The sequence below is a fragment of the Priestia sp. 3CA3 genome, assembly GCF_056836725.1.
Genome location: NZ_JBXENJ010000002.1, coordinates 43,934 through 69,114, shown reverse-complemented (window position 1 = coordinate 69,114; position 25,181 = coordinate 43,934). Strand labels below are relative to the sequence as shown.

The following is a 25,181-nucleotide window of genomic DNA, read 5'->3' as shown; positions in this document are numbered from 1 at the left end:
GAGGAAAGGTTTCATTTATTTATTCAAATTTACTAAAAAGATTACTATGTTAAGTGGTTTAATAAAAAAAGTAAATAAATGGTTGAATACTTACCATAAATCGGTTATTATGAGTGATGTAAAGCTATCTTGTCTTGCAAGGTAGCTTTACTTTAAAAATGTATCTTGTATAACAAGATAGTGAAAAGGAAGAAATCGATATGTCTTTGAGAAGTCAATTGTTAAAAGGAATTTTAGAAGGGTGTATCTTATCAATCATTCAAAAAGAAACGGTTTATGGCTATGAGCTATCCCAGAAGCTTCAACAATATGGATTAAATGATGTGAGTGAAGGTTCGATTTACCCAATTTTACTACGTTTTCAAAAGGAGGGATTAATAAAGGGAGAAATGAAAGCATCGCCTTCGGGTCCTAAACGAAAGTACTATCATCTTACGGCATCTGGTGAGAGCGCATTATGTGAAATCCAAGAGGAATGGATCAACATTCAAAACCCTGTAGATAAATTGTTGAATAGGAGTTTTTACGATGAACGCTAAGGAATTAATTAAATTAAATAATAAGAAGCGAAAAGAGCTGACCAAGGAAAATGAAGAGTACTATGATAATATGCTTGTTTACATTCGAACAAGTGTGTCAGTTTCTGAACAGCAGGCTGAAGAATTATTGATGGAGCTTTTAGATCACCTTATTGACGCACAAGCGGAAGGGAAGCGTGCTGAAGAGGTGTTTGGAGAAAACCTTAAGACGTACTGTGATGAAATGATTAAACAGTTACCTAAAGAACCCTTAAAAAGCACTGCTTTTTTTATAAGCTTTTTATTGTTACAGCTTGCAAGCTTGATGGCTATAGTAAGCGGGATAGGAAATATTGTTGTACATTATGTTAAGGATAGCAGCCAGACTGTTTATATCGGAACGGCAATCGTCACTTTTGTTATTGTTGCAGCTATTATTTCTCTTGATGTTTTTCTGCTTTTAAAATGGATACAAAAATCTGTTTACAAAATTACGAATAAGATTAAGGACTTTTTTCTACTCTTTGTCTTAATTTTTATTTCTCTTGCAGGGATGGTTTTTTTACCAAAGCTTATTCCACCTTTTGGCTATGTAATAGAAGTTGGAGGCTTCTTATATTTAGCTGCTGGTGCCTTAACGCTCATCGTTTTAAGGTGGTTAAATAGTAAATATCAAATTACAAAATGAGATATAGGAAGCAGCAAAATGTATTGTTTAGTCTATAATCAAGAGCATGTTTAAAGAAATTTCATAATTTACGTCTATCTTGGGACAAGACGTACTAAAATAATTAAAAAGGTGTTCAACTCATGAACACCTTTTTGGTAACACCATTTAAAGATTACTAACCTTAGTACGTTTAAAAATGTACCTTAGGCTCTGTACCCAATTTAATTCGTTTGAAGTTTTTAATATGCTTCCATGTAATGAAAACAAAAATAATGGCTGCAAATACGATTAGTACAACATCACCTACATAGAGTGATGCCAAAAAGGCAACCAATGCGCCAATAGGTGAAGATAAGGATACGTATTTAGAAATTTTGAGAGAAATTAAAAAAGCAAGAATCCCTAGAATGAAAGCTAATGGTGAAAATGCAAGGAATACACCAGCGGCAGTCGCTACAGATTTTCCTCCTTTAAACTTTGCAAAAATCGGATAGCTATGTCCAAGAATAGCAATAAATCCAGGGACAAGCATATGCAAGTGACTATTCATCATAAGCGGTAAACAGACGGCTAGCGAGCCTTTTGCTATATCGCCGATCAATACTATAATACCTGCTTTCTTTCCTAAAGTGCGAAAGGTATTAGTAGCTCCTAAGTTACCGCTTCCGTGCTTACGAACATCGGTTTTGTAAAAGCCCTTTCCAATCACTAAAGCAAAAGGAATTGACCCAATTAAATAAGCTAATAAGATAATTATAGCGTTTGTTAGTACGTTCATTATTGGCACCTCAAATTGTGTTGTTAGTATTCATTAAAATATAAATGCGGTAAAAGCAGTTTTTTGTATGGCTAAAGGCTTCTAGTTTTTTCGGTGGAGTTTTTGTAAATTCCATTGGATTTCTAGTGGAACAACCCAATGCTTTTTAGTATGTTAAGATATTTTTGAACTTTTAAGCCTTGATACGTATTAGTATAGATTGATATGTCTCTTATGAATATGTAAAAAGAAGAAAAGAGAAGAAACGAAAAGGCAAAAACAAAAAAACTTGTAATACAATTTTAAAAATATACCATAAATATTTAAAGGTTAAAAGATATTTTGGGTATATTGTAGTGGAAAAAAGCGTTTTGATCATTTTTTATGAAAAACAAGACAAAAAAATTAACAAATCCAAAAAAATATAATAAAATGTAAAACAGTGTTTCGAAATATTAACTTCTTAAAATTGAAAGGGGTTCTGCACTTGTTGTGGACAGATATCAAAGAACGAGAAGTAGTTATGTACAAAAACTGCCAGGCGAAAATTTTAGAAAAAAAAGGGCCGAATAAAATAGTCGTTCGAAATCTAGAATTCCCGGAAAAAGGCGATTGGATATCAGCCGAACTTGATTTTGAAGCTGTTGAAAAATTTGAGAAGAGTCGAGAACACTAATACAAAAAACATTTTATAATACTTCTATTTATCATATAAGAAAAAGCCGAGCTTACATTTTGAGTTCAGCTTTTTTGTTGATGTTTACTTCATTCTCTCGACGAAGAGCTCCTCGTTATTACATGTAAAACAAAGCCTTTTCCTCTCATTCATTTTCCACTACTACACTAGTCCCGTATAAAAACGTATCTTTATATGGGACTATCGATTTATTTTTAGTACACGTATTTTTGCCACTTTTTTCATATACAACCGTTCAGAAACAAAACCTCTGTGCATACATTGAAGACAAAGGGGGAGGATACATTGGGAAAAACAAGTCGTATATTGAAATGGGTCAGCGGAGGATTAGAGGCTCTTTGGGGGATTCCAATTCTAGGCGGGACCTTGGTTATTGGTCTAGCCTACACGCCGCTTATTCTAATGCTCGCATTGCATATTGTAGGTTTAGTATTTGCGATTAAAACAAACAAAGTTCGGACAGGGCATATCATGGGAATTGTCTGTTCAGCTATCGCGTGGATTCCAATTGTCGGCATGATCATGCATATTTTAACGGCTATTTTTTTACTGATAGAAGCAGCCAAAGATAACGAGCCGTCTGAAGACGCAGCATAAAAGAAGAGCCGCCTGATTTTTAGGTGGTTTTTTGTATTTATTAACAAAGACCTGTATGCTCTCTTGTTTTGGAAAATCCTTTTTATGTTAGAATATTAGAAGTATTTTCTAAAAAAGGGGGTAAACACAATAGACAAAGCAAATCAAAAGAACAAAAGATTTCTTGCCGCAGGAGTTATATTAGTCGCTCTTGTAAGCTTTATATTTTTACTATGGAGTAAAGGCTGGGTAATTCCAAATGCAATGAGTGCCAACCGCTATGAAGTAAAAGGTGTGGACGTATCTTCTTATCAAGGGGAGATTGTTTGGAATGTGTTGAGTAAACAAGATATTCAGTTTGCTTTTATTAAAGCAACGGAAGGGAGTTCATTTCAAGATCCTTTATTTAAACAAAATTGGGAACAAGCAAATCGGAAAAACATGCGGATCGGAGCTTATCACTTTTTTAGTTACGATAGTAAAGGCTCCACACAAGCGGCTAATTTTATCAAAACGGTTTCTCTTAAAGATAACGATCTGCCTCCCGTGATTGATGTTGAATTTTACGGAGACAAAAAACAAAACCTTCCGTCTCAGAAACATGTATACAAGGAGCTTTCTAGTATGATTACACGTCTTGAATCTCATTATGACAAGCGCGTTATTCTTTATACGACTCCTAAAGCGTATGACTTGTACATTAAAAACAGATATCCCGGATGTGATATTTGGATTCGCGACGTTGTAAAAAAGCCAACTCTTGAAGAACAGCAAGAATGGACGTTTTGGCAGTATACGGACAAAGGGCGGTTAAGCGGCTATAAAGGTGAAGAAACGTTTATTGATTTAAATGTGTTTAACGGAAATCAAGCAGAATTTGAAAAATACTAGTTTACTAGAAAGGTAAGAGATGGAGGGAAAAATAATGCCTACTTATAACAAGCTAGTGCGAGATAAAATTCCTGCGATTATTGAACAAAGCGGAAAAACCTTCAAATCACGCGTGCTGCAGCGAGAGGAATATCAACATGAGCTGATAAAAAAAGCAAAAGAAGAGCTTCAAGAATACATAGAAGCCCAAACCCATCAGGAGGCAATTGAAGAGCTCGCGGATTTACTGGAAGTTATGCAGGCGCTAGCAGCTGTGCACGGGGCCACGCCAGAACAACTTGAGAAAGTGCGTGAGGAGAAGGCCAGGGAGCGCGGGAAGTTTGATGATCGGGTTTATTTGGTGGAAACAGGAGAAGCGTAATTTGGTGGTCCAATAGTGGAGGGAGTGAGCGTTGGAAGGTGAGTTTTAATTTAAAAGTAGGAGAAATAAAAAAAGCTTATTTAACAGAACAAGAAATTTGGAAGGTCATTAATCAATTTTTCGCTAATGGTCACTTTACCACAACCTATAAATACGGTTTACTGAAGGCTTTAATTGAAAACCTATATAACGTTGACAATCAGTTAGTCCTCACGTTTGATCAAGTGTATTTTTCATTTGCTAAAATATATTGGAATTTGGTTATTCATCATGATTTAAATCAATTAAATACGTCCAATAGACAAGCTGGAATTCAAAAAGAGTTAAAGGAATTTCAGTTAATGCATGGTGTCCCCAATAAAGTAGTATTTGATCGTTTACCAAGTAATCTTCAATTGCAGTTAGTAGAAAGAACTAAAAAAGTGGGGGCAAGGTATGTAGTAGGGGCGTTATACGGAGATATGGAAGGTTCCATTTATGAGTTTGATAAAAGAACAGAATACATAAAGTTTAATAGCAGTATGTATATTTTTTTACAAAAATATAGACAAATTGTTACTCATTTAACCAATTATCATTTGGCGAAATTTTTAGAAAAGCATAATGACAAAAATAAGTTAGAAGATGTCTTGTTAAAAGTGGAGAATATTTCAAAACGCGAATCGCTGCATGCATTCTATAACATCCTTTGGAAATACGAAACAAAAGAATGTTTTTATTGTGGGAAAGTTCTTTCTGATAAATGCATCGCTACTCATGTAGATCATTTTATTCCATGGAGTTATATCCAATCAGATAATATGTGGAATTTGGTGCTAAGCTGTCAAAGCTGCAACACAAAAAAGAGCAATAAACTTGCTAAGATTGTATACCTCGAGAAGATGTTTGTTCGCAACGATAATCTTAAATTAACAGCAGTTCACAATGATTTTGACTATTATTCGGAGCGTAAGTTAAAAGCTCTTTATGAGTTTGCTGGAATGAATGGATACGTAGAAAACTGGTCTCCTTAACCCCGAGTATTTCTCTTTTCATTTCAGTTACAAAATCCCCTCTTGAAATTTTGTTCACCAAACAAGTAAACTAAAGACATAAGTTTGGTAAAATTGGGATAAGAAATTCATGAGGTAAGGGAGAACAAGTCGATGGAGATGGATCAAGAGAAATTTAATAAGGTGATTGAAGCGGCAAGGATGTATTATATTCTTGATTATAATCAAAGTGAAATTGCAAAAAAACTTGGTGTATCAAGGCCTACGGTTTCTCGATTGCTGCAGACAGCAAAAGAAGAAGGCATTGTTCAAATTAAAATTGTGGATTCATCTATCAATAGTGAAAAATTGTCTTCTCAACTTGAACAAAAATTCAATTTAAAAAAAGCAATCGTCACACCGGTGCCTCAATATGAAAATCACATTATTAAAAGTCATCTAGGCGTGGCAGCAGCTGACTATCTCTATGACATCGTAAAAGACGGAGATATTATTGGGGTGACGTGGGGAACAACTCTTTATCAAGTGGCCATCGATTTAAAACAAAAGTATGTGAATGACGTGCAGGTTGTGCAGTTAAAAGGCGGAGTAAGCCATTCGGAAACGAGCACATATGCTTCTGAAATTATGTACTTATTTGGAAAGGCATACAATACGCCTCCTATGCATCTTCCGTTACCTGTGATTGTTGATCATGTGGTAGTCAAAAAAGCAATGGAAACGGATCGTCATATTAAGCGCATTTTAGATTTAGGCAAACAAGCCAATATTGCCGTCTTTACTACGGGGCCCATTAAAACCGATTCGCTGCTTTTTCAGCTTGGCTACTTTTCCGAACAAGATGTAGAGATGATTTCCTCGCGAGCGGTAGGAGACATTTGTTCACGTTTTTTTGATAAAGATGGACAAATTTGCAATGAAAGCCTGGATGAACGGACGCTTGGACTTGATTTGGACGAACTTAAGAAGAAAGAGTACGCCATTTTAGTAGCTGGCGGGGATCAGAAAATCGACAGCATTTACGGAGCGCTGCAAGGGAAATTTGCAAATGTACTCGTTACTGATCAGTTCACGGCGCGCTTTTTATTAGATAAACAAGAGTAAAGGAGATGAAGACGCTGTTTTTTCAAGAGCAAAAGCTTCATCGAATTGAAATAGTAGAAGATATTGTATCTTATTCTGTGTCGTCTCTGCAGGCACAGCGAAACCGGTATCCTTTTCAAACAGACGTTTCAAAAGACGGAGTGATTGCCAAGGGAACCACGGGCTATATCATTAAACGGTGGGGAAGAATGTACTTTTCTCCTGATGCTAATCAAAAAGGAATTGAACGATTTACGCCGCCTGATCAGCCATACGTATTAATTCCTTATAAAAAGGTAAAGAATAAGTACAGAATCGTATTGTCATTTGTGATAAAAGCTGAAAAATAAGGGAAGACTTCCGAGTGCGGAAGTCTTTTTTTATTCACTAAAACAGCAGCTATAAATATTTTTGAACAAATGTAAATATATCTGTTTACAATTGTTCAAAGCTATTATATAGTAAGGGTGTAAGTTGTTGAAAACGTTTTAGTGGATGCACAATATGCAGATACTTTTAGGGGGAAAACGTCATGAGAATGGTTGACTTAATTGAAAAAAAACGTAATGGACATGAATTAAATAAAGCAGAAATCGATTTTATTATCGAAGGTTATACAAAAGGGGATTTACCTGATTATCAGCTATCGGCATTTGCGATGGCGATTTACTTTCAAGGAATGACGCAGGAAGAACGCGTAAATTTAACGCAAGCAATGGTTGAATCAGGCGATCAAATTGACTTATCAAAAATTGAAGGTATTAAAGTAGACAAACACAGCACAGGCGGCGTAGGTGATACAACAACACTTGTATTAGGACCTTTAGTAGCTGCGGTTGATGTACCGGTTGCCAAAATGTCTGGCCGCGGCTTAGGACACACTGGCGGTACGATTGATAAACTAGAAGCAGTGCCTGGCTTCCATGTTGAAATTACAAACGAAGAATTCATTCGTTTAGTAAATACAAATAAAATTGCCGTTATCGGCCAAAGCGGAGACTTAACGCCAGCGGATAAAAAACTTTATGCGCTTCGTGATGTAACAGCAACGGTTGATTCGATTCCGTTAATTGCAAGCTCAATTATGAGTAAGAAAATTGCCGCTGGAGCAGATGCCATTTGCTTGGACGTGAAAACGGGGAACGGCGCATTCATGAAGAAGCTTGAAGACGCTGAAGAATTAGCAAAAGCAATGGTTGAAATCGGAAAGGGCGTAGGCCGAAACACAAAAGCAATCATTTCAGATATGAGCCAGCCTCTAGGTTTTGCGGTTGGTAATGCGCTTGAAGTGAAAGAAGCTATCGACACGTTAAAAGGCGAAGGCCCTGAAGATTTAACGGAGCTTTGCTTAACATTAGGAAGTCATATGGTTGTACTTGCTGAAAAAGCAAGCAGCTTAGACGAAGCGCGTGCAATGCTTCAAGAAGTAATTAAAAACGGAAAAGCATTAGAATCATTTAAAACATTCTTAAGCGCACAGGGCGGAGACGCTTCTGTGGCAGACGATCCGTCTAAATTACCGGATGCAGCGCACAAAATTGAAGTACCAGCAAAAGAAGATGGCTACATTTCAGAAATCGTTGCAGAAAAAATCGGCGTAGCGGCAATGAAGCTAGGTGCAGGACGTGCAACAAAAGAATCTGAAATCGACTTAGCAGTTGGTATTATGCTTAATAAAAAAGTTGGAGATTCAGTGAAAAAAGGCGACTCTCTTGTTACAATCCACAGCAACAGCGAAGATGTACAGGAAGTAATGGATATCGTTTATGATTCTTACAGCACGGTCGCTGAAAAAGTGGAAGCTCCAACGTTAATTTATAAAGAAATTCATTAAGGAAGAGAGAGGAAGAATAAAATGAGTCAAAACATTACGGGTATTATTGATCATACATTATTAAAAGCAGATGCAACAGAAGAGCAAGTTACGGTTTTAGCACAAGAAGCAAAAGAATATTCATTCGCTTCAGTTTGCGTAAATCCAACGTGGGTAAAAAAAGCAGCTGAGTTATTAAAAGATGCTCCAGAAGTAAAAGTGTGTACGGTAATCGGTTTCCCTCTTGGAGCTACGACTTCAGCAGTAAAAGCATTCGAAACTACAAATGCAATCGAAAACGGTGCAGATGAAGTAGATATGGTAATCAACATCGGCGCGTTAAAAGATAAAAACTATGACTTAGTGCAAAGCGACATTCAAGCAGTAGTGGATGCTGCAAAAGGAAAAGCGCTAGTAAAAGTAATTATTGAAACAGCTCTTTTAACAGACGAAGAAAAAGCAAAAGTTTCTGAGCTAGCTGTAAAAGCTGGAGCTGATTTTGTTAAAACGTCAACAGGCTTCTCTACAGGAGGCGCAACGGTAGAAGACGTAGCGCTTATGAGAAAAACGGTTGGACCAGATGTAGGTGTAAAAGCTTCTGGCGGCGTTCGAGGCTTAGAAGATGCAAAAGCAATGATTGAAGCTGGTGCAACACGTATTGGTGCAAGCTCTGGCGTATCAATTGCAAAAGGTCAATTAAGCAACTCTGATTATTAATAAATGACAGCAGGTTAGTACTAACTAACCTGCTGTAAACTAAGCAAAGGATGATGACTGTGGAGCCAAAACAATTAATAGATGAAGCAATCGCAGCAAGCAAACAAGCACATGTACCGTATTCTCACTTCCATGTTGGTGCAGCTCTTTTAACAACCGATGGGAAGATTTATCGTGGATGTAATATTGAAAACGCTTCCTATGGATTGACGAACTGTGCTGAGCGAACGGCTATTTTTAAAGCTGTTTCAGAAGGGGACAAGCAGTTTTCAGCTATTGCAGTTGTAGGAGATACGGACGGCCCAATTTCTCCTTGCGGCGCATGCAGACAAGTATTAGCTGAGTTTTGTGATGATCACACACAAATTATCTTAGCAAACCTAAAAGGAGATTTTGTGATTACCAACATCAACGAAATCTTACCGGGCTATTTTTCATCAAAAGACTTACAAAAATAAGTAAGCAGTGGAGGATACTATGAAATATTTAATTGGCATCTTAGGGTTACTCGTTGTCTTTGGATTAGCGTATCTTGCAAGTAATAACCGTAAAGAAATCAAATATAAACCAATTGTTATTATGGTTGTGATTCAAGTTCTTTTATCAGCTTTACTTCTTAATACAAAGTTTGGCTTGATTATTATTAATGCGATTGCCAGCGTCTTTGGAAAGCTGCTTTCATATGCAAATGAAGGCGTAGAGTTCGTATTTGGCGGAATCGCGAATAAAGGATCAATGCCGTTTTTCTTAAACGTGCTGCTTCCAATCGTTTTTATCTCTGTCTTAATCGGGATTTTACAGCACTTTAAAATTCTTCCTTTCATTATGAAATGGATTGGGTTAGTTCTCAGCAAGATTAACGGAATGGGAAAATTAGAGTCTTATAACGCAGTAGCTTCTGCCATTGTAGGTCAATCAGAAGTATTTATTACCGTTAAAAAGCAATTAGACAAACTGCCGCCAAACCGTTTATATACGCTTTGTGCATCAGCTATGTCGACTGTTTCAATGTCCATTGTCGGTGCTTATATGACAATGATTGAACCAAAATACGTAGTAACAGCAATTGTGATTAACTTATTTGGCGGATTTATTATTTCTTCTATCATTAACCCTTACACAGTAACGGATCAAGAAGATATTTTAGAGGTACAAACAGGTCATAAGCAAACGTTCTTCGAAATGCTTGGCGAATATATTATGGATGGATTTAAAGTAGCGATTATCGTAGGTGCGATGCTGATTGGTTTCGTTGCGCTGATGGCTGCGATTGATAACGTGTTTGAAATGCTGTTTGGTCTGTCGTTCCAGCACCTGCTTGGCTATGTGTTTGCACCGTTTGCATTCATCATGGGTGTTCCTGCTTCAGAAGTAGTAGCAGCGGGCGGAATTATGGCAACAAAACTTGTAACAAATGAATTTGTGGCAATGATGAGTCTTTCAGATATGGCTTCAACATTCAGTGCTAAAACACTTGGAATTGTATCCGTATTCTTAGTATCATTTGCTAACTTCTCATCAATTGGAATCGTGTCAGGAGCGGTTAAAGGCTTAAGTGAAAAGCAAGGAAATACAGTAGCGCGCTTTGGTCTTCGTTTACTGTATGGAGCTACGCTTGTAAGCGTACTGTCAGCGATTGTTGTCAGCTTCATTTTATAAGTGTAATAGAAACAGAAAGAAAAGCAGTTTCCTTTTCAAAAGGAATTGCTTTTTCTTTTTTACATGTAAACCATAGCTCCGCGCATCCTAAAGAAAAACATCGACACAGAGGAGGACAAGAAAAGCTGGGGGCTTTTCTTACTGAAAAATGGATCAAATTGGACTGTTGCTGTCAGGTGCAGCTTTATTTTTAAACGGACTCATGCTGCTTGGAAAAGCAGATGAAAAAAACGTAGGCGTATTTAACTTATTTGTTGGAGCTTTTCAAGTTATTGTTCCGTTTTATTTAATTATTACGTCAGATCAAAGCAACTGGATTTTGTATGAAAGAACGGCAATCTTTTTATTTGGCCTTACGTATTTATATGTAGGCGTGACGGTATTAAAGGGAATGCAGGGAACAGGGCTTGGCTACTACTCACTTTGGGTATCGATTATCGCTTTAGTGTACGTGACGGTTTCTCTTGTTCACTATCATGACGTCGTAAACGCCATTACATGGATTCTTTGGTCGTTTTTATGGTTTTTATTTTATGTGCTTAATACGAGCAAAAAAGATGTATCTGCATATGTAGGGAAAGTGGCGATTGTACAGTCGTGGGTTACTTTAACAATTCCAGCGCTGTTTTCGCTAACGGGCGTATGGGGAAATAAAGATATGTACAATATGTGGGGAATCGTGCTGGTAGCTTCCATCATTTATTTTGTATACGTAGGATACCGACTATTCTTTTCTCAGCCGAAAAAAATGATTTTGAAATAAAGTATTTACAAAAAATAGATAATAATGGTAAGATGTTAGAAATTAAATGCCGTGAAGAGAAAAGTAGACAGCGCGTATTCTTAGCAGAGAGCTCCGGAAGCTGAAAAGGAGCAAGAAAAACGCTGTTGAAACAAGCCTCTGAGCAGCGCATTGGATCTAACGTGATAGTGCGACGGCTGCTTCCGTTACAAAGCTAGAGTATAAGCGAAAGCCGTACTCGACAAGGTTTATATGGCGACATATGAACAAACTAGGGTGGCACCGCGATTCATAATCTCGCCCCTAAGACACATGTCTTGGGGGTGGGATTTTTTTATTGACAAAAATCAATAGTGAAGCGGAGGCCTTTCTTTTATGAAAAGTAAGCTGTTGTCTTGGAAATACCCGTGTTTATTGCTGTTTGGAATTGGCACTAGCAATATCGGCGACTGGATTTATTTGATCGCTTTAAATGTCATGATGCTTGATATGACGAATTCGCCGCTTGCGATTTCAGGGCTATACATGATAAAGCCGCTTGCTGCGCTATGTACAAATATATGGTCTGGAAGCTTAATTGACCGCATGAACAAACGGAAGCTTATGATGGTTTTAGATTGGACGCGCGCCGGGGTCATTGCTTGCCTTCCGCTCTTCTCATCCATACTGATCATTTATGTGCTGGTATTTATCATCAGTATGGCAAGTTCGATGTTTCGTCCGGTATCGATGGTCTATATTACAAAGCTTATTCCAACTGAAAAGCGAAAAAGATTTAATTCGCTGCGCAGTTTGATTGACTCAGGAGGCTTTCTTCTTGGTCCGGCCGCAGCAGGTGCGTTATTTATGGTTGGAACGCCCGCGTTTGCTATCTATGCCAATGCTGCAGCGCTCGTGTTGTCAGGAATGGTTACTTTATTAATGCCTAACTTAGATATAAAAACAAAAACTAAAGAAAATAAACTCTCTGTAAACACCATTCGAGAAGATTGGAAAGCGGTGTTTCGTTTCAGTAGAGCCAACAGATGCATTATAACCATTTATGTATTATTCAGTTTCTTGATGGTCATGGCCACGGCAATTGATTCTCTTGAAGTTTCATTTGCAACAAAAGTCATTCATTTGTCCGAAAGCGAGTACGGGTTTTTAGTGAGCGTAGCAGGCGCTGGTATTATGATTGGCGCAGTTGTGAATACACTGTTTGCTAAGAAGCTGTCCACGAACTTTCTAATAGGTGCCGGCAGTGTAGGAGTATCGCTTGGCTATTTGCTGTATGCGTGTTCGTCTTCTTTTCAAACCATGGGAGCGGGATTTTTTAGCTTATCTTTTGCGTTAGCTTTTGCAAGTGCTGGTTTTCAAACCTTTTATCAAAACAGCATTCCCGTTGACATGATGGGGAGAGTAGGAAGTATCTATGGGCTACTTGAGTCACTGCTAATTATTATGATGACCTTTCTATTCGGAATGGCTGCACACATTGTTTCAATTCAAGGAGCTGTAATTGGTGGAAGCCTGATCATGCTTTTAAGTACGGTTGTATTGTTTTTGTGCACGTTAAAGCCGGCGTTTTATAAAATAAGTTTAGTCAAAAAACAAGGAATCTAACGCATAGGTACTAATGGACAAATAAGCTAAGAAGCCGATAAAAAGAAATGAATACAGAATAAAGGGTGAGAAAGCACAGTGAAAATGAAAGATGCGTTAAAGAAAAAAGGAATGTTTGTTAAAAAATTATCGAATCAAGGTGAATTCTTCCGGAAGCGGTGGGAAAATGAATTTGCAGATGCTTTAAGCGCATCGCAAAAAAAGAAAATTTATATGGATCAGTTTCTGTGGCATACGTTTAGCTATGAAAAGCTTCCTTGCTTGCAAGAGGAACAAGCGGTTCAAGCGTTTGAGAACCAAGTTAAGAACGACTGTTATTTGCTGTTTGAGCATGATGAACGAGTGCTGCAGCTATCTAAATGTAAGCATCTAACAAGCGCTGATTTAAGTGAAAATACAAACATGTATTTAGAAGATTTATATGTCGTAGATAAAGACTTTACATGGACTTATGTGATTACTCATGAAAGCTCATGTGGACCTTACTTTTACCGCACGTAAGTAAAGATAGAGCCTGCCGATTAATACGGCAGGATTTTTGTTATAAAAAACATTTTATAAATTAAAAGTAATTATAGTAATTAAATGGTTTTTTAACTGAATTTATTGGGTATTTATTACTAACTATTATCCATCTCTCTCCTATATCTATATTACCATTTGGGATTTTTTCAAAAAATAGGATATGAAATTAATTTTTTGTATGCTAAGGTAATTACTGCTAGTAAGCTTGTCTTACAAAATTCGGTTTAAAAAGGAGGTTTTTGTATGAAATGGTATTTACATGTGCTAAAAAATTATGCAACGTTTCAAGGAAGAGCAACACGTACAGAGTATTGGATGTTTGTCTTATTTAATTTTATTATTTCTTGCGTGCTTTCAGCTATTGAATTCATGACAGAGAATCCTACATTTTTGTTTACAATTTACGCTGTGGCAGTCCTAATCCCATCACTTGCTGTGACGGCACGTCGACTGCATGACATAGGAAGAAGCGGGTGGTGGCAGCTCATTACTATTATTCCGATTGCCGGAAGTATTTTTCTATTAATTCTTCTTTGTCTACGAAGTGAGTCGCAGTTAAATCGTTTTGATGTACCTAATAAAGTTGCGTAGGACTTAAACGGTTAGGTAGTTTAATTTAATAAGCAAAGAGAGGGTTTAAAAATGTACTGGTATATAAAAGCGTTAAAAAATTATGCGACGTTTCAAGGAAGAGCAACGCGTACGGAGTATTGGCTGTTTACATTATTTGCTTATATCTTTATGATCATTCCATATATCTTGGTTTTTATCGATTCACTTGCAGTATTTGGAGTTATTTTAGTATTACTTTACGGAGCAGCAATGATTCTGCCTTCACTTGCAGTTACTGTTCGCCGACTTCATGATACAGGAAGAAGCGGCTGGTGGTATTTAATTAACTTTGTTCCAGTTATTGGAGGCATTTGGCTGCTCATCTTACTTTGTCAAAGAAGCGAAGTAACAGCCAATATTTACGATACAGACACGCAGGCGTCTTAACCAGAGTAGTTTATTAGTTTAAAAAGTTAGTAAACTAAACGTGCGAATTGTATCTAAATTAAAAAGAGGTTGGGACAAAAGTAATTTAGTTGAAGGGAAATCCGAACTAATTAAGATTCTTGATGGAGAATCCAATTAGTTCGGATTTTTTCATAGCGTGATTGTGAACGTGAATTTTATGTGTATAGGTTCTTCTAGCGCCGCCCGCGGAAAGCGAAGCCTTGCACGGAAATCAACGGCGGTGTCATAAGCGGTTCAGCTCATGTATCTGATTTGTTCGTCTTTAGATTGGATTGATTTCATTATGTCTCAATCTCTTTTTTTCATTTTCCCATACGCTGCTGGGAATTTCTTTTCGAAGAACAGGTGCAATATCACTTGCGAAGCGCTCTAGCTGTTCGCGCTGTTCTGCTTCGCTTAGACCGTCTACGCTGATGCTCAGCACTTCGTTTCCATAAGCATGGTGATAGTCTATTATTTTTTCAATGATTTGCTCTGGGCTTCCTACTAAAGCAGGGCCGTGTTGAACGATGTCTTCTAGTGACGTGAATGGCGATTGATTATGCTTCGCTGCCTCTGTATTGCTAAATGCGTTATAGTATGGACGATAGCGGCGAATCGCTTCTTCCGTTGTATCAGAAATATATAGGCTGCTCGCCCCCGAACCGACGATGGCTTTGCGTGGGTCATGGCCATAATAAGTAAAACGTTCCCGGTAATGGTCAATCAGCGCTTTATATTTAGCCTGAGGGTGAAAGGAATTGGATGAAAATAGCGGCTCTCCATATTTAGCTGCAAGTTCTGTAGACAGCGGGCTTGACGCGCTTCCATGCCAAACGGGAATAGAAGGCTGAAACGGCCGAGGCTGAGTCGTAACGTTAGTTAAAGGCGGACGATAACGGCCGCTCCACGTGACATTTTCTTCTGTCCAAAGCTGTTTTAAAAGAGCGTATCTTTCAGCAAGAGACTCCCATTGTTCTTCTTCTGTAATGCCAAAAAGCGGATAATGACGCGGGTCATTGCCTTTTCCGATAATCAGTTCAAGCCGTCCACCCGACAGGTGATCAAGCGTTGCGTAATCTTCAGCTACTCGTACAGGATCTAAAATGCTTAGAACGGTAACGGTAGTAAGAAGACGAATGTGTGCCGTTTTAGCAGCGATTGCACTTAAAACAACGGGAGGAGAAGAAGACAAAAAAGGAGCTCCGTGTCTTTCGCCGACTCCGTAAGCATCAAAACCTAATTTTTCGGCAAGCACTGCTTGATTTAACACATGCTGAAATTTTTCTTGAGCAGTGAATGTTTCTCCAGTAACCGGGTTCGGGATGTTTTGAATGAGACTAAATAAAGCAAATTTCATACGTTTTACCTCCAAAAGATAAAATGGTGGACGACAATAAAAAAAGCAAACGTACACGCATTATCGTGTCCATTTGCCTCCAGTTGACTGGTAGATATGTAGTTTCAATGTTTTATTAGTTGTATCTTAAGCGGTAGACACCGAGCTGTCAAGATAATCTTTTTCTAAAAACCCACTTGATTTATCGGTTAACTAGTATTATGATGTGAATAATCTTACAAGAAGTAAGCCCACTGGTTAACCAGAGGCTCTTGATGAAGTAGCTGCTTCATCAAGAGCCTCTTTTTATTACATAATAGAGGGATTTAGGGGAGGAACGTATGAAAAAATATTGGCTGTTTTTACTTTCAATTGTAGTAGCTGTGAGCGTGGCAGGATGCGGAACAAACGCATCTTCAAGTGCAGGAGAAAAGAAAGAAAAAGATGTTCAAACGATTGTTGTTGGAACAGGCACTCAGTTTCCTAATATTTGCTTTATTGATGATAAAGGCAAACTGACCGGCTATGATGTAGAAGTAGTAAGAGCAATCGACAAAGAGCTACAGGATTATAAATTTGAATTTAAAACGATGGAATTTTCAAATCTGCTTCTCAGCTTAGAAAGTAATAAAATTGATATGATTGCTCATAACATGGCTCAGAACGCTGAGCGAAAGAAAAAGTTTTTATTTAATGATGAAACATATAATTATTCTCCGCTTTATGTAACAGTTCCTAAAAATCGTAATGATATTCATTCATTAAAAGATTTAGAAGGTAAAAAAATGATTGTAGGAGCTACAAGCAATGCGGCTGTCTATCTAGACAAATACAATCAAAAACACGGCAATAAAATCGATGTAGTTTACGCCGGTCAAGGTGCGGATGATGCCACAACGCAATTAAAAACAGGCCGGGCAGATGCTACGCTTGCGACACCATTTTCCATCGACTTTAGCAATCAAGCGCTAAAATTTCAGCAAAAAACGGTTGGAGATATTGTGATTAATTCAAAAGTGTATTTTATGTTTAACAAAAAAGACGAAAAGTTAAAGTCGGAAGTTGACGAAGCGATTAAAAAGCTGAAAAAAGACGGGACGTTAAAAAAACTCAGCACAAAATGGCTAGGAGAAGACTACACGGTGCAAAATTGACTATAGCAAAAAAAGCAGCTGTCCATACAGCTGCTTTTTTTGCATGATATAAATCCAATAGATAGAAGAAACGATCTGCAAAGAAAACAAAAATTAGTGTATAGTAGAGCTATAAGTACTATAAAAGCAGGACCGCAGTAGGAGGCCATTCATTGATTACGGATTTACAGCGCGGAGATTTCTTTCAAAAAGGACATCGTTATCGCAGAAAACAAATTCATAAGCTTTATAAAGGACAGGAACAAAGCGAAATATCAACGCCAAAAGCGCATCCATATATTTTTATTTTCACAAAAGAAAGCGGAAGTGAATACGGTACAGGGCACGGATGGAACAAAGATAAAACCGCTTTTTTCTATACGGGGGAAGGCCAAAGAGGATCGATGCAGCTCATTAAAGGCAATAAAGCGCTTCGTGAACATTTTTTATCAGGAAAAGCCGTTTATTTATTTCACTACGTGGAGCCGGGAGTGGTCGAGTTTGTTGATGAAGTGACGTATATCAATCATCAATTAGAAATTATGTGGGATTCAGACGGAGAGCTGCGTGAAGCCATTATTTTTGAACTTGAACGAAATTCCGTGATTGAGGAAAAAGCAGCACAGCTGGATGTTTCAGCTTATTCAACTGAACAGCTTCGTCATATGGCGTTAGGGAAAGAAAAAAAGACAAGTATTTATGAACAAACGGCAGCTCTTGGACAATATGTTCACAAACGCGCAGCGGGTATTTGTGAAGCCTGCGGAGAAAGCGCGCCGTTTATCGCAAAAGATGGAAGCTCCTTTTTGCAAATGTACTATCTTTCAAAGCTATCAAAGAGCGGACTCGCTAAACCAAAGGACGCTGCGGCACTATGTCCCAACTGTCATAGTCGTCTACGCTACGGGAAAGATAGTGAAGTATATAAAGAAGATTTGATTACTAAAATTAATGAAAAAGAAGCAGGAAAGAAAAATGAGTAATATCGTCTTTTTCATTTTATAAAAAACCGTCTCTAGGCAGGGTAGCTGCCGAGGCGGTTTTTTGTATGTAGAATGACTTCAAAAAATAAAGACAATAAAGCGTATAAAAATAATAGAAAAACAGATAATGAAAAACTGAAGCTTTCGTTTAGAAAATAGTAAAAGCTGGGGTGATGTGCTGTGGCAGACAAGTATGACTGCGTCATTATAGGTGGAGGAATTGCGGGACTTCAAGCTGCTATTCAGCTTGGAAGATATAAGCGCAGTGTATTGGTTATTGATTCAAAAGATGGACGTTCCAATCTCTGCAAAAATTATCAAAATATATTGGGATGGCCTGAGGGAATAAGCGGGCAAACTCTAAGAGAAACGGGGAGGCAGCAAGCAAAAAGCTACGGCATTCAATTTGCAGAAGAACGTGTCCTTCAGTGTGAAAAAGAAATAGAAGGGTTTAACGTCATTACAAACTCTGCGAACTACGAAGCAGCTACTTTACTGTTTGCGACGGGAGTAGTAGACCGGATTCCGCTTGAACTTCAGCAAGAGCTATATCCTTGTATGGGAAAAACCGTATATGTATGTCCCGACTGCGATGGGTATGAAGTAAATAATAGAAGGGTATTAGTACTAGGGTCAGGAAAAGCAGGAGCCAGTTTATCTCTTACGTTAACATATTGGACAAATGACATTACGTACATTAATCATGACAAAAAAGAGATTGGACCTTTAGCAGATACCTTGATGCAAAAGGGAATTACCTATAAAGAAGCGGCAATAAAAAAAATCATAGCTGAAGCAGAAATGTTAAAAGGAGTCATCCTCGAAAACAATGAAATCGTCTATGGTGAAAGAGGTTTTTTAGCGTTCGGAGGAAATAAAGTTCGAACAGAATTAGCGCATGAGCTCGGAGCAGAACTTTTAGAAAATCAGCACATTATCGTAAATCCGCGTACAAAAGAAACAAATGTTTCAAGTGTGTGGGCAGCAGGAGACATTGTGGCTCATTCTGAACAAGTGACGGTAGCGATGGGAGAAGGTTTACAAGCTGCTATTTGGATACACAAACGCTTGTTAGAGCTTTATGAAAAATAATTGTTTTTTTATAAAAAAGTTAAGATTGCATGTTTTGTTTCCTTTTTGTTAGGGAACTGGAAATAAAAGAGAGATAAAACCTGATTAAAAACAAGGAGAAGGAGTGTCAAAAAAGTGGTATATAGTCAAGCAGTAAGAAAGCCTGAGTTTCAACAAGCGGAATCGGAAGGGTTAAATGAAGCCATTCACGAGTACATAACTCGTCGTACACGTCACAATGCACCGGTTGTGGATGCGCTTCGATATATTATGACCATTGAACATAAACATGAACGTATGCAGATAGCGGCAGAGCTGTTCGGATCAGCTATTCAGCGTGTAAAAGATCAAGATATTGTTCAATATCTAAAAAAATGCGGAAGCTACAAAAGAATTTCTGATACGATGGAATAAAAACGTTTTCTTTGAAAAAGCGCCTTAATGAAAAGGGGCTTTTTTGTTTGCCTTCCTTTTACGCTTGTCAGTACGGCCAAAGATATTTTAACTTATGGACAAGAAGGCGGAAAAATTATGGCTAAAAACGGCTGGCTTGAGGAGCCTCCAAGTATGGAAGACCGAAATAATTTAATTAAATACACGGCTGTTTTCTCAAACATTGTTATTTTTTAAGATGCCAACTTGTGACACATTAAAAAGTAAGAAAATCACGTTATTTATATATGGTTGACGAATCCAACTCACAAGAGAATGGAATAATGAAAATCCAACCATAGTTACAAAATGAAAAGAGCGTTCTTTATAAAAATTATTTAAAAAACAAAAAATGCTGTTACTCTGTTTTGGTGAAGAGAAAAATGGAAACGAACATTTTAATGTATTATATTGAATTGTGTTCTAAATAATTATTTATAGGAAAGGATGGGTATCTTCTTCCAAGAATAGAGTATAATCACAATTATATAAAAAAATGAAGTGCTATGGGGCGAGTTGTATGAAACAATTGATATTACTTACAAGTTTACTAGGATCTTTGCTAATAAGTGGCTGCAATAAGAAAGAAGCCATGAGCAAAGATGAAATGAGAAACACAGCGGAAAACGTAGCTATTGAATATCTAAAAGTAGAAGAAAACATTGATTTCGTGGTGGATGATGTTGAATTTGCGAATGGCGTAGGTGTAGAGTCCGTATCCGTAAATGGTCATGTGAAAGGTCACAAAGAAAAAGGTATCTCCGTCTTCTTGAACACGGCGCAGGACTTTAAAGTACAGGGCCTTGGCAAAGATTAATGTTAAAAAGCAGACCTCCTGTTGCTTTTTCTTTTGTATACGCTATTTTTACTAGCAATTGCTAAGCAAAAAAAATAATTTGTGAAACTATCTTACATAATGATAGACGGGAAAACATTTCATATTTATAATTAAACTATTAAATGAGTAAAAGGAAGGTGAGTTAAAAGTCTTTTGGTTCGTTTTCATAACAAAATAAGGGGGAGATAGTTTGCTAGATCAGCCTGTCATTGCCACGATGCTTATTTTAGGAGTCATCGTAATAGGAGAAATTATATCCATTTTAACACGAGCAAGGATTCCCATGCTTTTAGTATTTTTAATGATGTATCTAGGTTTATTGTGGACAGGTATTTTTCCAAAAGATTTAGCTGAAAAGTCTAATTTTGCAACGGTAGGGGTTATTTTAACAGCTCCTCTTATCGTTCATATGGGTACGCTTATCCCGCTAAAAGTAATGAAAAGACAGTTTAAAGCGGTTCTTATTGCACTTTCAGGAGTGGTTGTTTCAGGCGGTCTTATTCTTCTTGTTATTACGTTTGTTTTTGATTACAAAACAGCTGTGGCTGGAGTAGGGCCTCTAACTGGAGGATTAGTAGCTTTTTTACTAACTTCTGACAAGCTAAAGGAATTAGGTCTTGTTAGCTTAATGACAATTCCAGTTCTCGTTATGGCGTTCCAAGGTGTAATTGGTATGCCGCTTGCCTCCAATTTTTTAAGAAGATATGCGTTAAAACTACGAGAGGCAACTGATGAAAGTCTATTTGTTGCAGCAACTTCAGAAGGGCTAAACATTGAAGAGCCTTCTCCTGCCGCAGCAGCGGTGGTAAAAGAATCCCGATTTAACTCACCCATTATTTTATTATTCAAGCTGTTTGTTGGCGGTGCGCTTGCTATTATGCTTGAACACTTTACAACCATTAGCTATAGCCTATGGTGTTTAGTAATTGGGATTATTGGGACAAGGTTTCATTTTTATGAAGAAAGTATGATGGAAAAAGCCAATGCATTCAGCGTTGCTATGCTGGGACTGGTATTCAGCGTTGTTCTAACGATGGGAAGCATTACGCCTCAAATGCTAATTGAATATTTACCACAGATTGCTCTAATCTTAGTAGTTGGAGCTGTTGGACTCATTGTTGGCGGATTTATTAGCTCTAAGCTTTTAGGATGGCATCCATATAAAGGAATCCCTGTTGCGTTAACTGCGATGTTCGGTTTTCCAGGAGATTACATATTATGTGAAGAAGTAAGTAGAAGCGTAGCGCGTAATAAAGAAGAAGAAAAAGTGATTTTTAACGAACTTTTATCTTCTATGCTTGTAGGTGGTTTTACAACAGTTACGATTGCTTCCGTTGTTATAGCCAGCTTGTTAATGAAGACCATTTAAGTTTAAAAGACTGAAAAATCAGAAAGGTTGGGGTCGAAATGGAAAAATTATATGCAAAGCTAGATGAGCTGTATGGTGAAATTGTGAGTATTCGAAGACATCTGCATCAATATCCGGAGCTATCGTTTCAAGAAGTAGAAACACCAAAATACATTGCGGCATTTCATAGAGAGTTAGGAAACGAAGTGCGAACAGAAGTCGGAGGAAGAGGTGTTGTCGCGTATTTAAAAGGTGGAAAACCAGGACCTACCGTTGCTTTGAGAGCAGACTTTGATGCGCTGCCCATCCAAGAAGAAAACGATGTTCCTTACGCATCTCAAATACCAGGCGTTATGCACGCATGTGGTCATGATGGACACACTGCTTCATTGTTAGGTCTAGCAAAAGCGTTAAAAGAAATAAAAGATGATCTACCGGGTACAATTGTATTTATTCATCAGCACGCAGAGGAAAAGACTCCTGGAGGAGCCATTGCGATGATTGAAGATGGATGTCTAGAAGGGGTAGATGCTATATTTGGAACCCATTTAGCGTCGATGGTGCCGGTTGGCTGTATAGGCTATGGAATTGGACCGATTGCCGCAGCAGCAGATGGGTTCGAAATTCATATTCAAGGTCAAGGAGGACATGGTGCACAACCGCATATGACTAAAGATGCAATTGTAGCTGGAGCCCAAATTGTCATGGCGCTTCAGCAAATTGTTAGCCGGAAGGTAGATCCATTAGAACCTGCGGTAGTGAGTGTCGGATCATTTGATGCAAAAAACGCATTTAATGTTATTGCAGATAAGGTAGTTTTAGAAGGTACTGTGCGAACTTTTAATGAAGATGTGAGAGCGTTAATAAGAAAAGAAATAGAAGAAATCGTAAGCGGAGTTTGTACAGCAGGGGGCATGACCTATAAATTTACTTATCACGAAGGCTATCCTGCCGTTGTAAATCCCAAAGAAGAAACGGAATTTATTATCGACTTAGCAAAGAGCGTTCCAGGAGTTGACGTGATTAAAGAGCAGCCTCCGCAAATGGGCGGAGAAGATTTTGGTTATTATCTTCAGCATGTAAAAGGTGCGTTTGTTATTACAGGAGCAGAGCTAAAAGGCAGAGATCATGTTTACCCGCATCATCACCCTAAATTTGATATCGATGAGCGAGGACTGCTTATTGCTGCGAAAGTCCTTGGTAATGCTGCGGTTGCGTATTTGTACGAAGCTCAAACTATGTTCACAGAAGAAGTAGTAAAATAATAGTTTACAGTATGAATAGAAAACGAGGGTGGGACAAAGCAAATTATGTCCCACCCTCGTTTTTTTAATCCTGAGGTTCTACTATCGTTCCATCATACGCTGACTGGTAAATAGCTCGTATGTCTTTTTCATGAAGAGGCAAAGGACTGCGAGCAAGAATTCGTTTTTGCTGAACCCCATCTTCAGTCAGCTTTTGTAATGCATGTTCTGGAATATCAAACTCTCGAAGCGTTTGAGGAATTCCAACGTCTTTAACAAGTGACTCCAGCTGTTTCACACACTGATAAGAAGCTTTTTCTTCTGATAAAGAGCTAGGGTTTCCGCCCAGTGCTTCAAAAATATCACGCATCTTTGCTACGCAGCTGCTGCGTATGTAACCCATCACATATGGAAGCAGTACGGCGTTTGATTCACCGTGTGAAATATGAAACTGTCCACCTAAGGGATAAGCAAGCGCATGAACACCGGCTACACCTGCGTTAAAGAAAGCAAGTCCCGCTAAATAGCTTCCGTAGCTCATCTGAGTTCGAGCAACTTTATCTTCGCCATTTTCTACAGCTGTTCGTAAAGAAGAGCTAATCATGCGTATAGCCTTTAGTGCTAAGGCGTCTGTTACTGGGTTTGCATTTACCGATACATAAGCTTCAACAGCATGAGTTAATGCATCAATTCCTGTAGCCGCGGTTACTTTAGAAGGTACGCTTAGGGTAAGCTCGGGATCTACAATTGCAGCGTCTGCAAGCAAATAGTCGTGGGTCACAACATCTTTGGTGCTTTCAAGAGATAATACAGAAATATTTGTTACTTCTGAGCCCGTGCCGGAAGTGGTGGGAATTAAAATTTTTGGAAGCCCTTTTTCCGTAATTTGTTTTGTGCCAGTTAAGTTCAAGTATTCTTCTACAGCTCCGTCGTGAACGGCTAAAACGGCCGTAAGTTTTGCTAAATCTAATGCGCTGCCGCCGCCAACTCCAATGACTAAATCAAATTTTCGGCTTTTTGCGTAAGATACGAGTTTTTCACCAAGCGCTAAGGGCGGCTCTGGTGCCGTATCTGCATATACATCTACTTCGTATCCATTTTGGATAAGAGGAGCACTCACTTTATCTACAAGTCCAATGTCTTTTAACACGGGATCTGTGACGATTAAAATATGAGCAGGGTCATATTTTTTTACTTCGGGAAGCAGTTGCTGAAGTGATCCCCATCCTGTGTAGCTGAGAGGGGTGAAAACTAGTTTTGAAATGGTCATTTGTTTGCCCTCCGATTTATAGAAAATTTTTTTATATCAAGCAGCTGCTTGATTTCATTCGTAATAACCTTCAGTAGATTTGCGGAACTGCTGAAATTGATTTGCATCGTGACCAAACCAAACTTGCGAATTAGTTTCATAGGCTAAACGGCGTATACGTTCAACCGTGTTTGCATATCCAAGAGAGTCGTAGATAATACCGGGTGGTTTAACAGGAGGACCATAGCTCTCAGCTGTATAGATTGTATCGGATGCTAAGATAATGCCACCTGTTTCAGGCAAATGAACATGAAGACCAAGCATACCCCAAGCATGTCCGCTTCCAAAATTCAAGACATTAATTCCTTCTGCCAGTTTGATGGTATCTTCGTTTCGTTTAATCGTTTTCCAACGAAGGTCATTTTTTATCCAGGCATCAATGTCAGCCCAAATGTAAGCACCTTCTTTTTGATTGCGTGCATAAGACTGAAGAGTGCCGTTTAACTCATCTTCATGAACGATAACAGTGGCGTTAGTGAACAATTCTAAGCAGCCGGCATGATCAAGATGAAGGTGGGAGGCAACAACAAATTTAATTTCTTTAGGGTCAACCCCTAATTGTTCTAATCGATTTGGTAAATAACATTCTTCTGTAGCGGAGTAAGGAAACATTTGTTGAGTTGCTTCAGTCCAACGCCCTTGTGGTCCCATTGATTCAGGGTTGCAGGCTGTATCAAACAGAATTTTCCCTTCAGGATGATCAATTAATACAGTATAAATTGGAAACTCTACAAATTCCGTAGGTGCATGAGGGTTCTTAACAGTTGCTGGGTTATGCATTGCAAGCATCCAGTTTTTATCCATTTGCATCGAGCCGTTGTCCATCACATAAAGCTTTGGGTTAGGTTTGATAATATTACACATATAATAGCCTCCTAA

The 25,181-nt window shown here is 38.1% G+C and carries 30 protein-coding genes and 1 other annotated feature; of the genes, 26 read left to right on the top strand and 4 right to left on the bottom strand.

All coding sequences use genetic code 11. The features are described from left to right. Positions 1-200: 200 nt before the first annotated feature. Positions 201-539 carry a PadR family transcriptional regulator gene (locus tag AC1VNJ_RS05145; RefSeq protein ID WP_482640398.1) on the top strand — a complete coding sequence of 113 codons (339 nt, stop codon included), beginning with the start codon at positions 201-203 and terminating at the stop codon, positions 537-539. Next, positions 529-1,206: a DUF1129 family protein gene (locus AC1VNJ_RS05140; protein WP_014459654.1), complete on the top strand. Its 678-nt coding sequence runs from the start codon at positions 529-531 to the stop codon at positions 1,204-1,206. Before AC1VNJ_RS05145 ends, AC1VNJ_RS05140 begins: the two co-directional genes overlap by 11 nt. A 172-nt stretch (positions 1,207-1,378) precedes the next feature. Here the strand turns inward: AC1VNJ_RS05140 and plsY are convergent, their stop codons facing one another. Then, positions 1,379-1,966 carry a glycerol-3-phosphate 1-O-acyltransferase PlsY gene (plsY, locus tag AC1VNJ_RS05135; RefSeq protein WP_328173542.1) on the bottom strand — a complete coding sequence of 196 codons (588 nt, stop codon included), beginning with the start codon at positions 1,964-1,966 and terminating at the stop codon, positions 1,379-1,381. Between the two features lie 466 nt (positions 1,967-2,432). On the opposite strand from plsY, the gene AC1VNJ_RS05130 reads away from it, so the two are divergent. From AC1VNJ_RS05130 to AC1VNJ_RS05055, 16 genes are all read left to right on the top strand, one after another. Next, a complete protein-coding gene (locus AC1VNJ_RS05130; protein WP_016764545.1) occupies positions 2,433-2,621 on the top strand; it encodes a hypothetical protein in 189 nt (62 codons plus the stop codon). A gap of 306 nt (positions 2,622-2,927) precedes the next feature. Beyond that, positions 2,928-3,239, top strand: a complete 312-nt coding sequence (locus AC1VNJ_RS05125; protein WP_028412954.1) for a hypothetical protein — start codon at positions 2,928-2,930, stop codon at positions 3,237-3,239. Positions 3,240-3,482: 243 nt separating this feature from the next. Then, positions 3,483-4,109: a glycoside hydrolase family 25 protein gene (locus AC1VNJ_RS05120; RefSeq protein ID WP_482640397.1), complete on the top strand. Its 627-nt coding sequence runs from the start codon at positions 3,483-3,485 to the stop codon at positions 4,107-4,109. Positions 4,110-4,143: 34 nt separating this feature from the next. Then, the gene (locus AC1VNJ_RS05115) at positions 4,144-4,470 is read left to right on the top strand and encodes a pyrophosphohydrolase domain-containing protein (RefSeq protein WP_482640396.1); all 327 of its coding nucleotides are present in this window, start codon (positions 4,144-4,146) and stop codon (positions 4,468-4,470) included. A gap of 38 nt (positions 4,471-4,508) precedes the next feature. After that, entirely contained in the window at positions 4,509-5,483 is a 975-nt protein-coding gene (locus tag AC1VNJ_RS05110; RefSeq protein ID WP_482640395.1) for an HNH endonuclease, read from the top strand. A gap of 132 nt (positions 5,484-5,615) precedes the next feature. After that, entirely contained in the window at positions 5,616-6,566 is a 951-nt protein-coding gene (locus tag AC1VNJ_RS05105; protein WP_035335328.1) for a sugar-binding transcriptional regulator, read from the top strand. Between the two features lie 5 nt (positions 6,567-6,571). After that, entirely contained in the window at positions 6,572-6,895 is a 324-nt protein-coding gene (locus tag AC1VNJ_RS05100; RefSeq protein WP_034268798.1) for a hypothetical protein, read from the top strand. A gap of 182 nt (positions 6,896-7,077) precedes the next feature. Further along, entirely contained in the window at positions 7,078-8,379 is a 1,302-nt protein-coding gene (locus AC1VNJ_RS05095; protein WP_013057477.1) for a pyrimidine-nucleoside phosphorylase, read from the top strand. Between the two features lie 21 nt (positions 8,380-8,400). Next, positions 8,401-9,075, top strand: coding sequence for a deoxyribose-phosphate aldolase (deoC, locus tag AC1VNJ_RS05090; RefSeq protein ID WP_014459662.1), 675 nt, complete (start codon positions 8,401-8,403; stop codon positions 9,073-9,075). A gap of 59 nt (positions 9,076-9,134) precedes the next feature. Next, positions 9,135-9,533: a cytidine deaminase gene (locus AC1VNJ_RS05085; protein ID WP_013057475.1), complete on the top strand. Its 399-nt coding sequence runs from the start codon at positions 9,135-9,137 to the stop codon at positions 9,531-9,533. A gap of 19 nt (positions 9,534-9,552) precedes the next feature. After that, on the top strand, positions 9,553-10,734 hold the full coding sequence (locus tag AC1VNJ_RS05080) for a NupC/NupG family nucleoside CNT transporter (protein WP_028408959.1): 1,182 nt from the start codon (positions 9,553-9,555) through the stop codon (positions 10,732-10,734). A gap of 148 nt (positions 10,735-10,882) precedes the next feature. Beyond that, on the top strand, positions 10,883-11,497 hold the full coding sequence (locus AC1VNJ_RS05075; RefSeq protein ID WP_013057473.1) for an AmiS/UreI family transporter: 615 nt from the start codon (positions 10,883-10,885) through the stop codon (positions 11,495-11,497). A gap of 42 nt (positions 11,498-11,539) precedes the next feature. Beyond that, positions 11,540-11,784 (top strand) — a binding site (T-box leader). Between the two features lie 67 nt (positions 11,785-11,851). Further along, the gene (locus AC1VNJ_RS05070; protein ID WP_482640394.1) at positions 11,852-13,081 is read left to right on the top strand and encodes an MFS transporter; all 1,230 of its coding nucleotides are present in this window, start codon (positions 11,852-11,854) and stop codon (positions 13,079-13,081) included. 78 nt (positions 13,082-13,159) lie between these two features. Further along, a complete protein-coding gene (locus AC1VNJ_RS05065; protein ID WP_034268792.1) occupies positions 13,160-13,582 on the top strand; it encodes a DUF4275 family protein in 423 nt (140 codons plus the stop codon). A 267-nt stretch (positions 13,583-13,849) separates the two neighbouring features. After that, positions 13,850-14,197 carry a DUF805 domain-containing protein gene (locus tag AC1VNJ_RS05060; RefSeq protein ID WP_482640393.1) on the top strand — a complete coding sequence of 116 codons (348 nt, stop codon included), beginning with the start codon at positions 13,850-13,852 and terminating at the stop codon, positions 14,195-14,197. A gap of 51 nt (positions 14,198-14,248) precedes the next feature. Then, the gene (locus AC1VNJ_RS05055) at positions 14,249-14,605 is read left to right on the top strand and encodes a DUF805 domain-containing protein (protein WP_098999499.1); all 357 of its coding nucleotides are present in this window, start codon (positions 14,249-14,251) and stop codon (positions 14,603-14,605) included. Between the two features lie 283 nt (positions 14,606-14,888). Here AC1VNJ_RS05055 and AC1VNJ_RS05050 read toward each other — a convergent pair whose 3' ends face one another. Continuing rightward, entirely contained in the window at positions 14,889-15,965 is a 1,077-nt protein-coding gene (locus tag AC1VNJ_RS05050) for an LLM class flavin-dependent oxidoreductase (protein ID WP_482640392.1), read from the bottom strand. A 320-nt stretch (positions 15,966-16,285) separates the two neighbouring features. Here AC1VNJ_RS05050 and AC1VNJ_RS05045 point away from each other — a divergent pair, with 320 nt between their 5' ends. The 8 genes from AC1VNJ_RS05045 (at position 16,286) to AC1VNJ_RS05010 (ending at position 23,014) form a co-directional block, all read left to right on the top strand. Continuing rightward, positions 16,286-17,098, top strand: a complete 813-nt coding sequence (locus tag AC1VNJ_RS05045; protein WP_482640391.1) for an amino acid ABC transporter substrate-binding protein — start codon at positions 16,286-16,288, stop codon at positions 17,096-17,098. A 152-nt stretch (positions 17,099-17,250) separates the two neighbouring features. Continuing rightward, entirely contained in the window at positions 17,251-18,060 is an 810-nt protein-coding gene (locus tag AC1VNJ_RS05040) for an SRA domain-containing endonuclease (protein WP_098113128.1), read from the top strand. 180 nt (positions 18,061-18,240) lie between these two features. Next, complete coding sequence (locus AC1VNJ_RS05035) at positions 18,241-19,152, top strand: NAD(P)/FAD-dependent oxidoreductase (RefSeq protein WP_311264629.1); 912 nt, start codon at positions 18,241-18,243, stop codon at positions 19,150-19,152. 114 nt (positions 19,153-19,266) lie between these two features. Beyond that, positions 19,267-19,545: a hypothetical protein gene (locus AC1VNJ_RS05030; protein ID WP_482640390.1), complete on the top strand. Its 279-nt coding sequence runs from the start codon at positions 19,267-19,269 to the stop codon at positions 19,543-19,545. 27 nt (positions 19,546-19,572) lie between these two features. Continuing rightward, on the top strand, positions 19,573-19,761 hold the full coding sequence (locus AC1VNJ_RS05025) for a hypothetical protein (RefSeq protein ID WP_482640704.1): 189 nt from the start codon (positions 19,573-19,575) through the stop codon (positions 19,759-19,761). Positions 19,762-20,083: 322 nt separating this feature from the next. After that, complete coding sequence (locus tag AC1VNJ_RS05020) at positions 20,084-20,380, top strand: hypothetical protein (protein WP_482640389.1); 297 nt, start codon at positions 20,084-20,086, stop codon at positions 20,378-20,380. Positions 20,381-20,591: 211 nt separating this feature from the next. Beyond that, complete coding sequence (locus AC1VNJ_RS05015; protein ID WP_482640388.1) at positions 20,592-21,770, top strand: hypothetical protein; 1,179 nt, start codon at positions 20,592-20,594, stop codon at positions 21,768-21,770. Positions 21,771-21,808: 38 nt separating this feature from the next. Further along, a complete protein-coding gene (locus AC1VNJ_RS05010; protein WP_482640387.1) occupies positions 21,809-23,014 on the top strand; it encodes a M20 metallopeptidase family protein in 1,206 nt (401 codons plus the stop codon). 64 nt (positions 23,015-23,078) lie between these two features. Here AC1VNJ_RS05010 and AC1VNJ_RS05005 read toward each other — a convergent pair whose 3' ends face one another. Both AC1VNJ_RS05005 and ahlS read right to left on the bottom strand, forming a co-directional pair. Beyond that, complete coding sequence (locus tag AC1VNJ_RS05005; RefSeq protein WP_482640386.1) at positions 23,079-24,263, bottom strand: iron-containing alcohol dehydrogenase; 1,185 nt, start codon at positions 24,261-24,263, stop codon at positions 23,079-23,081. Between the two features lie 54 nt (positions 24,264-24,317). Next, positions 24,318-25,166 carry an AhlS family quorum-quenching N-acyl homoserine lactonase gene (gene ahlS, locus AC1VNJ_RS05000; protein WP_034268775.1) on the bottom strand — a complete coding sequence of 283 codons (849 nt, stop codon included), beginning with the start codon at positions 25,164-25,166 and terminating at the stop codon, positions 24,318-24,320. Positions 25,167-25,181: the final 15 nt, after the last annotated feature.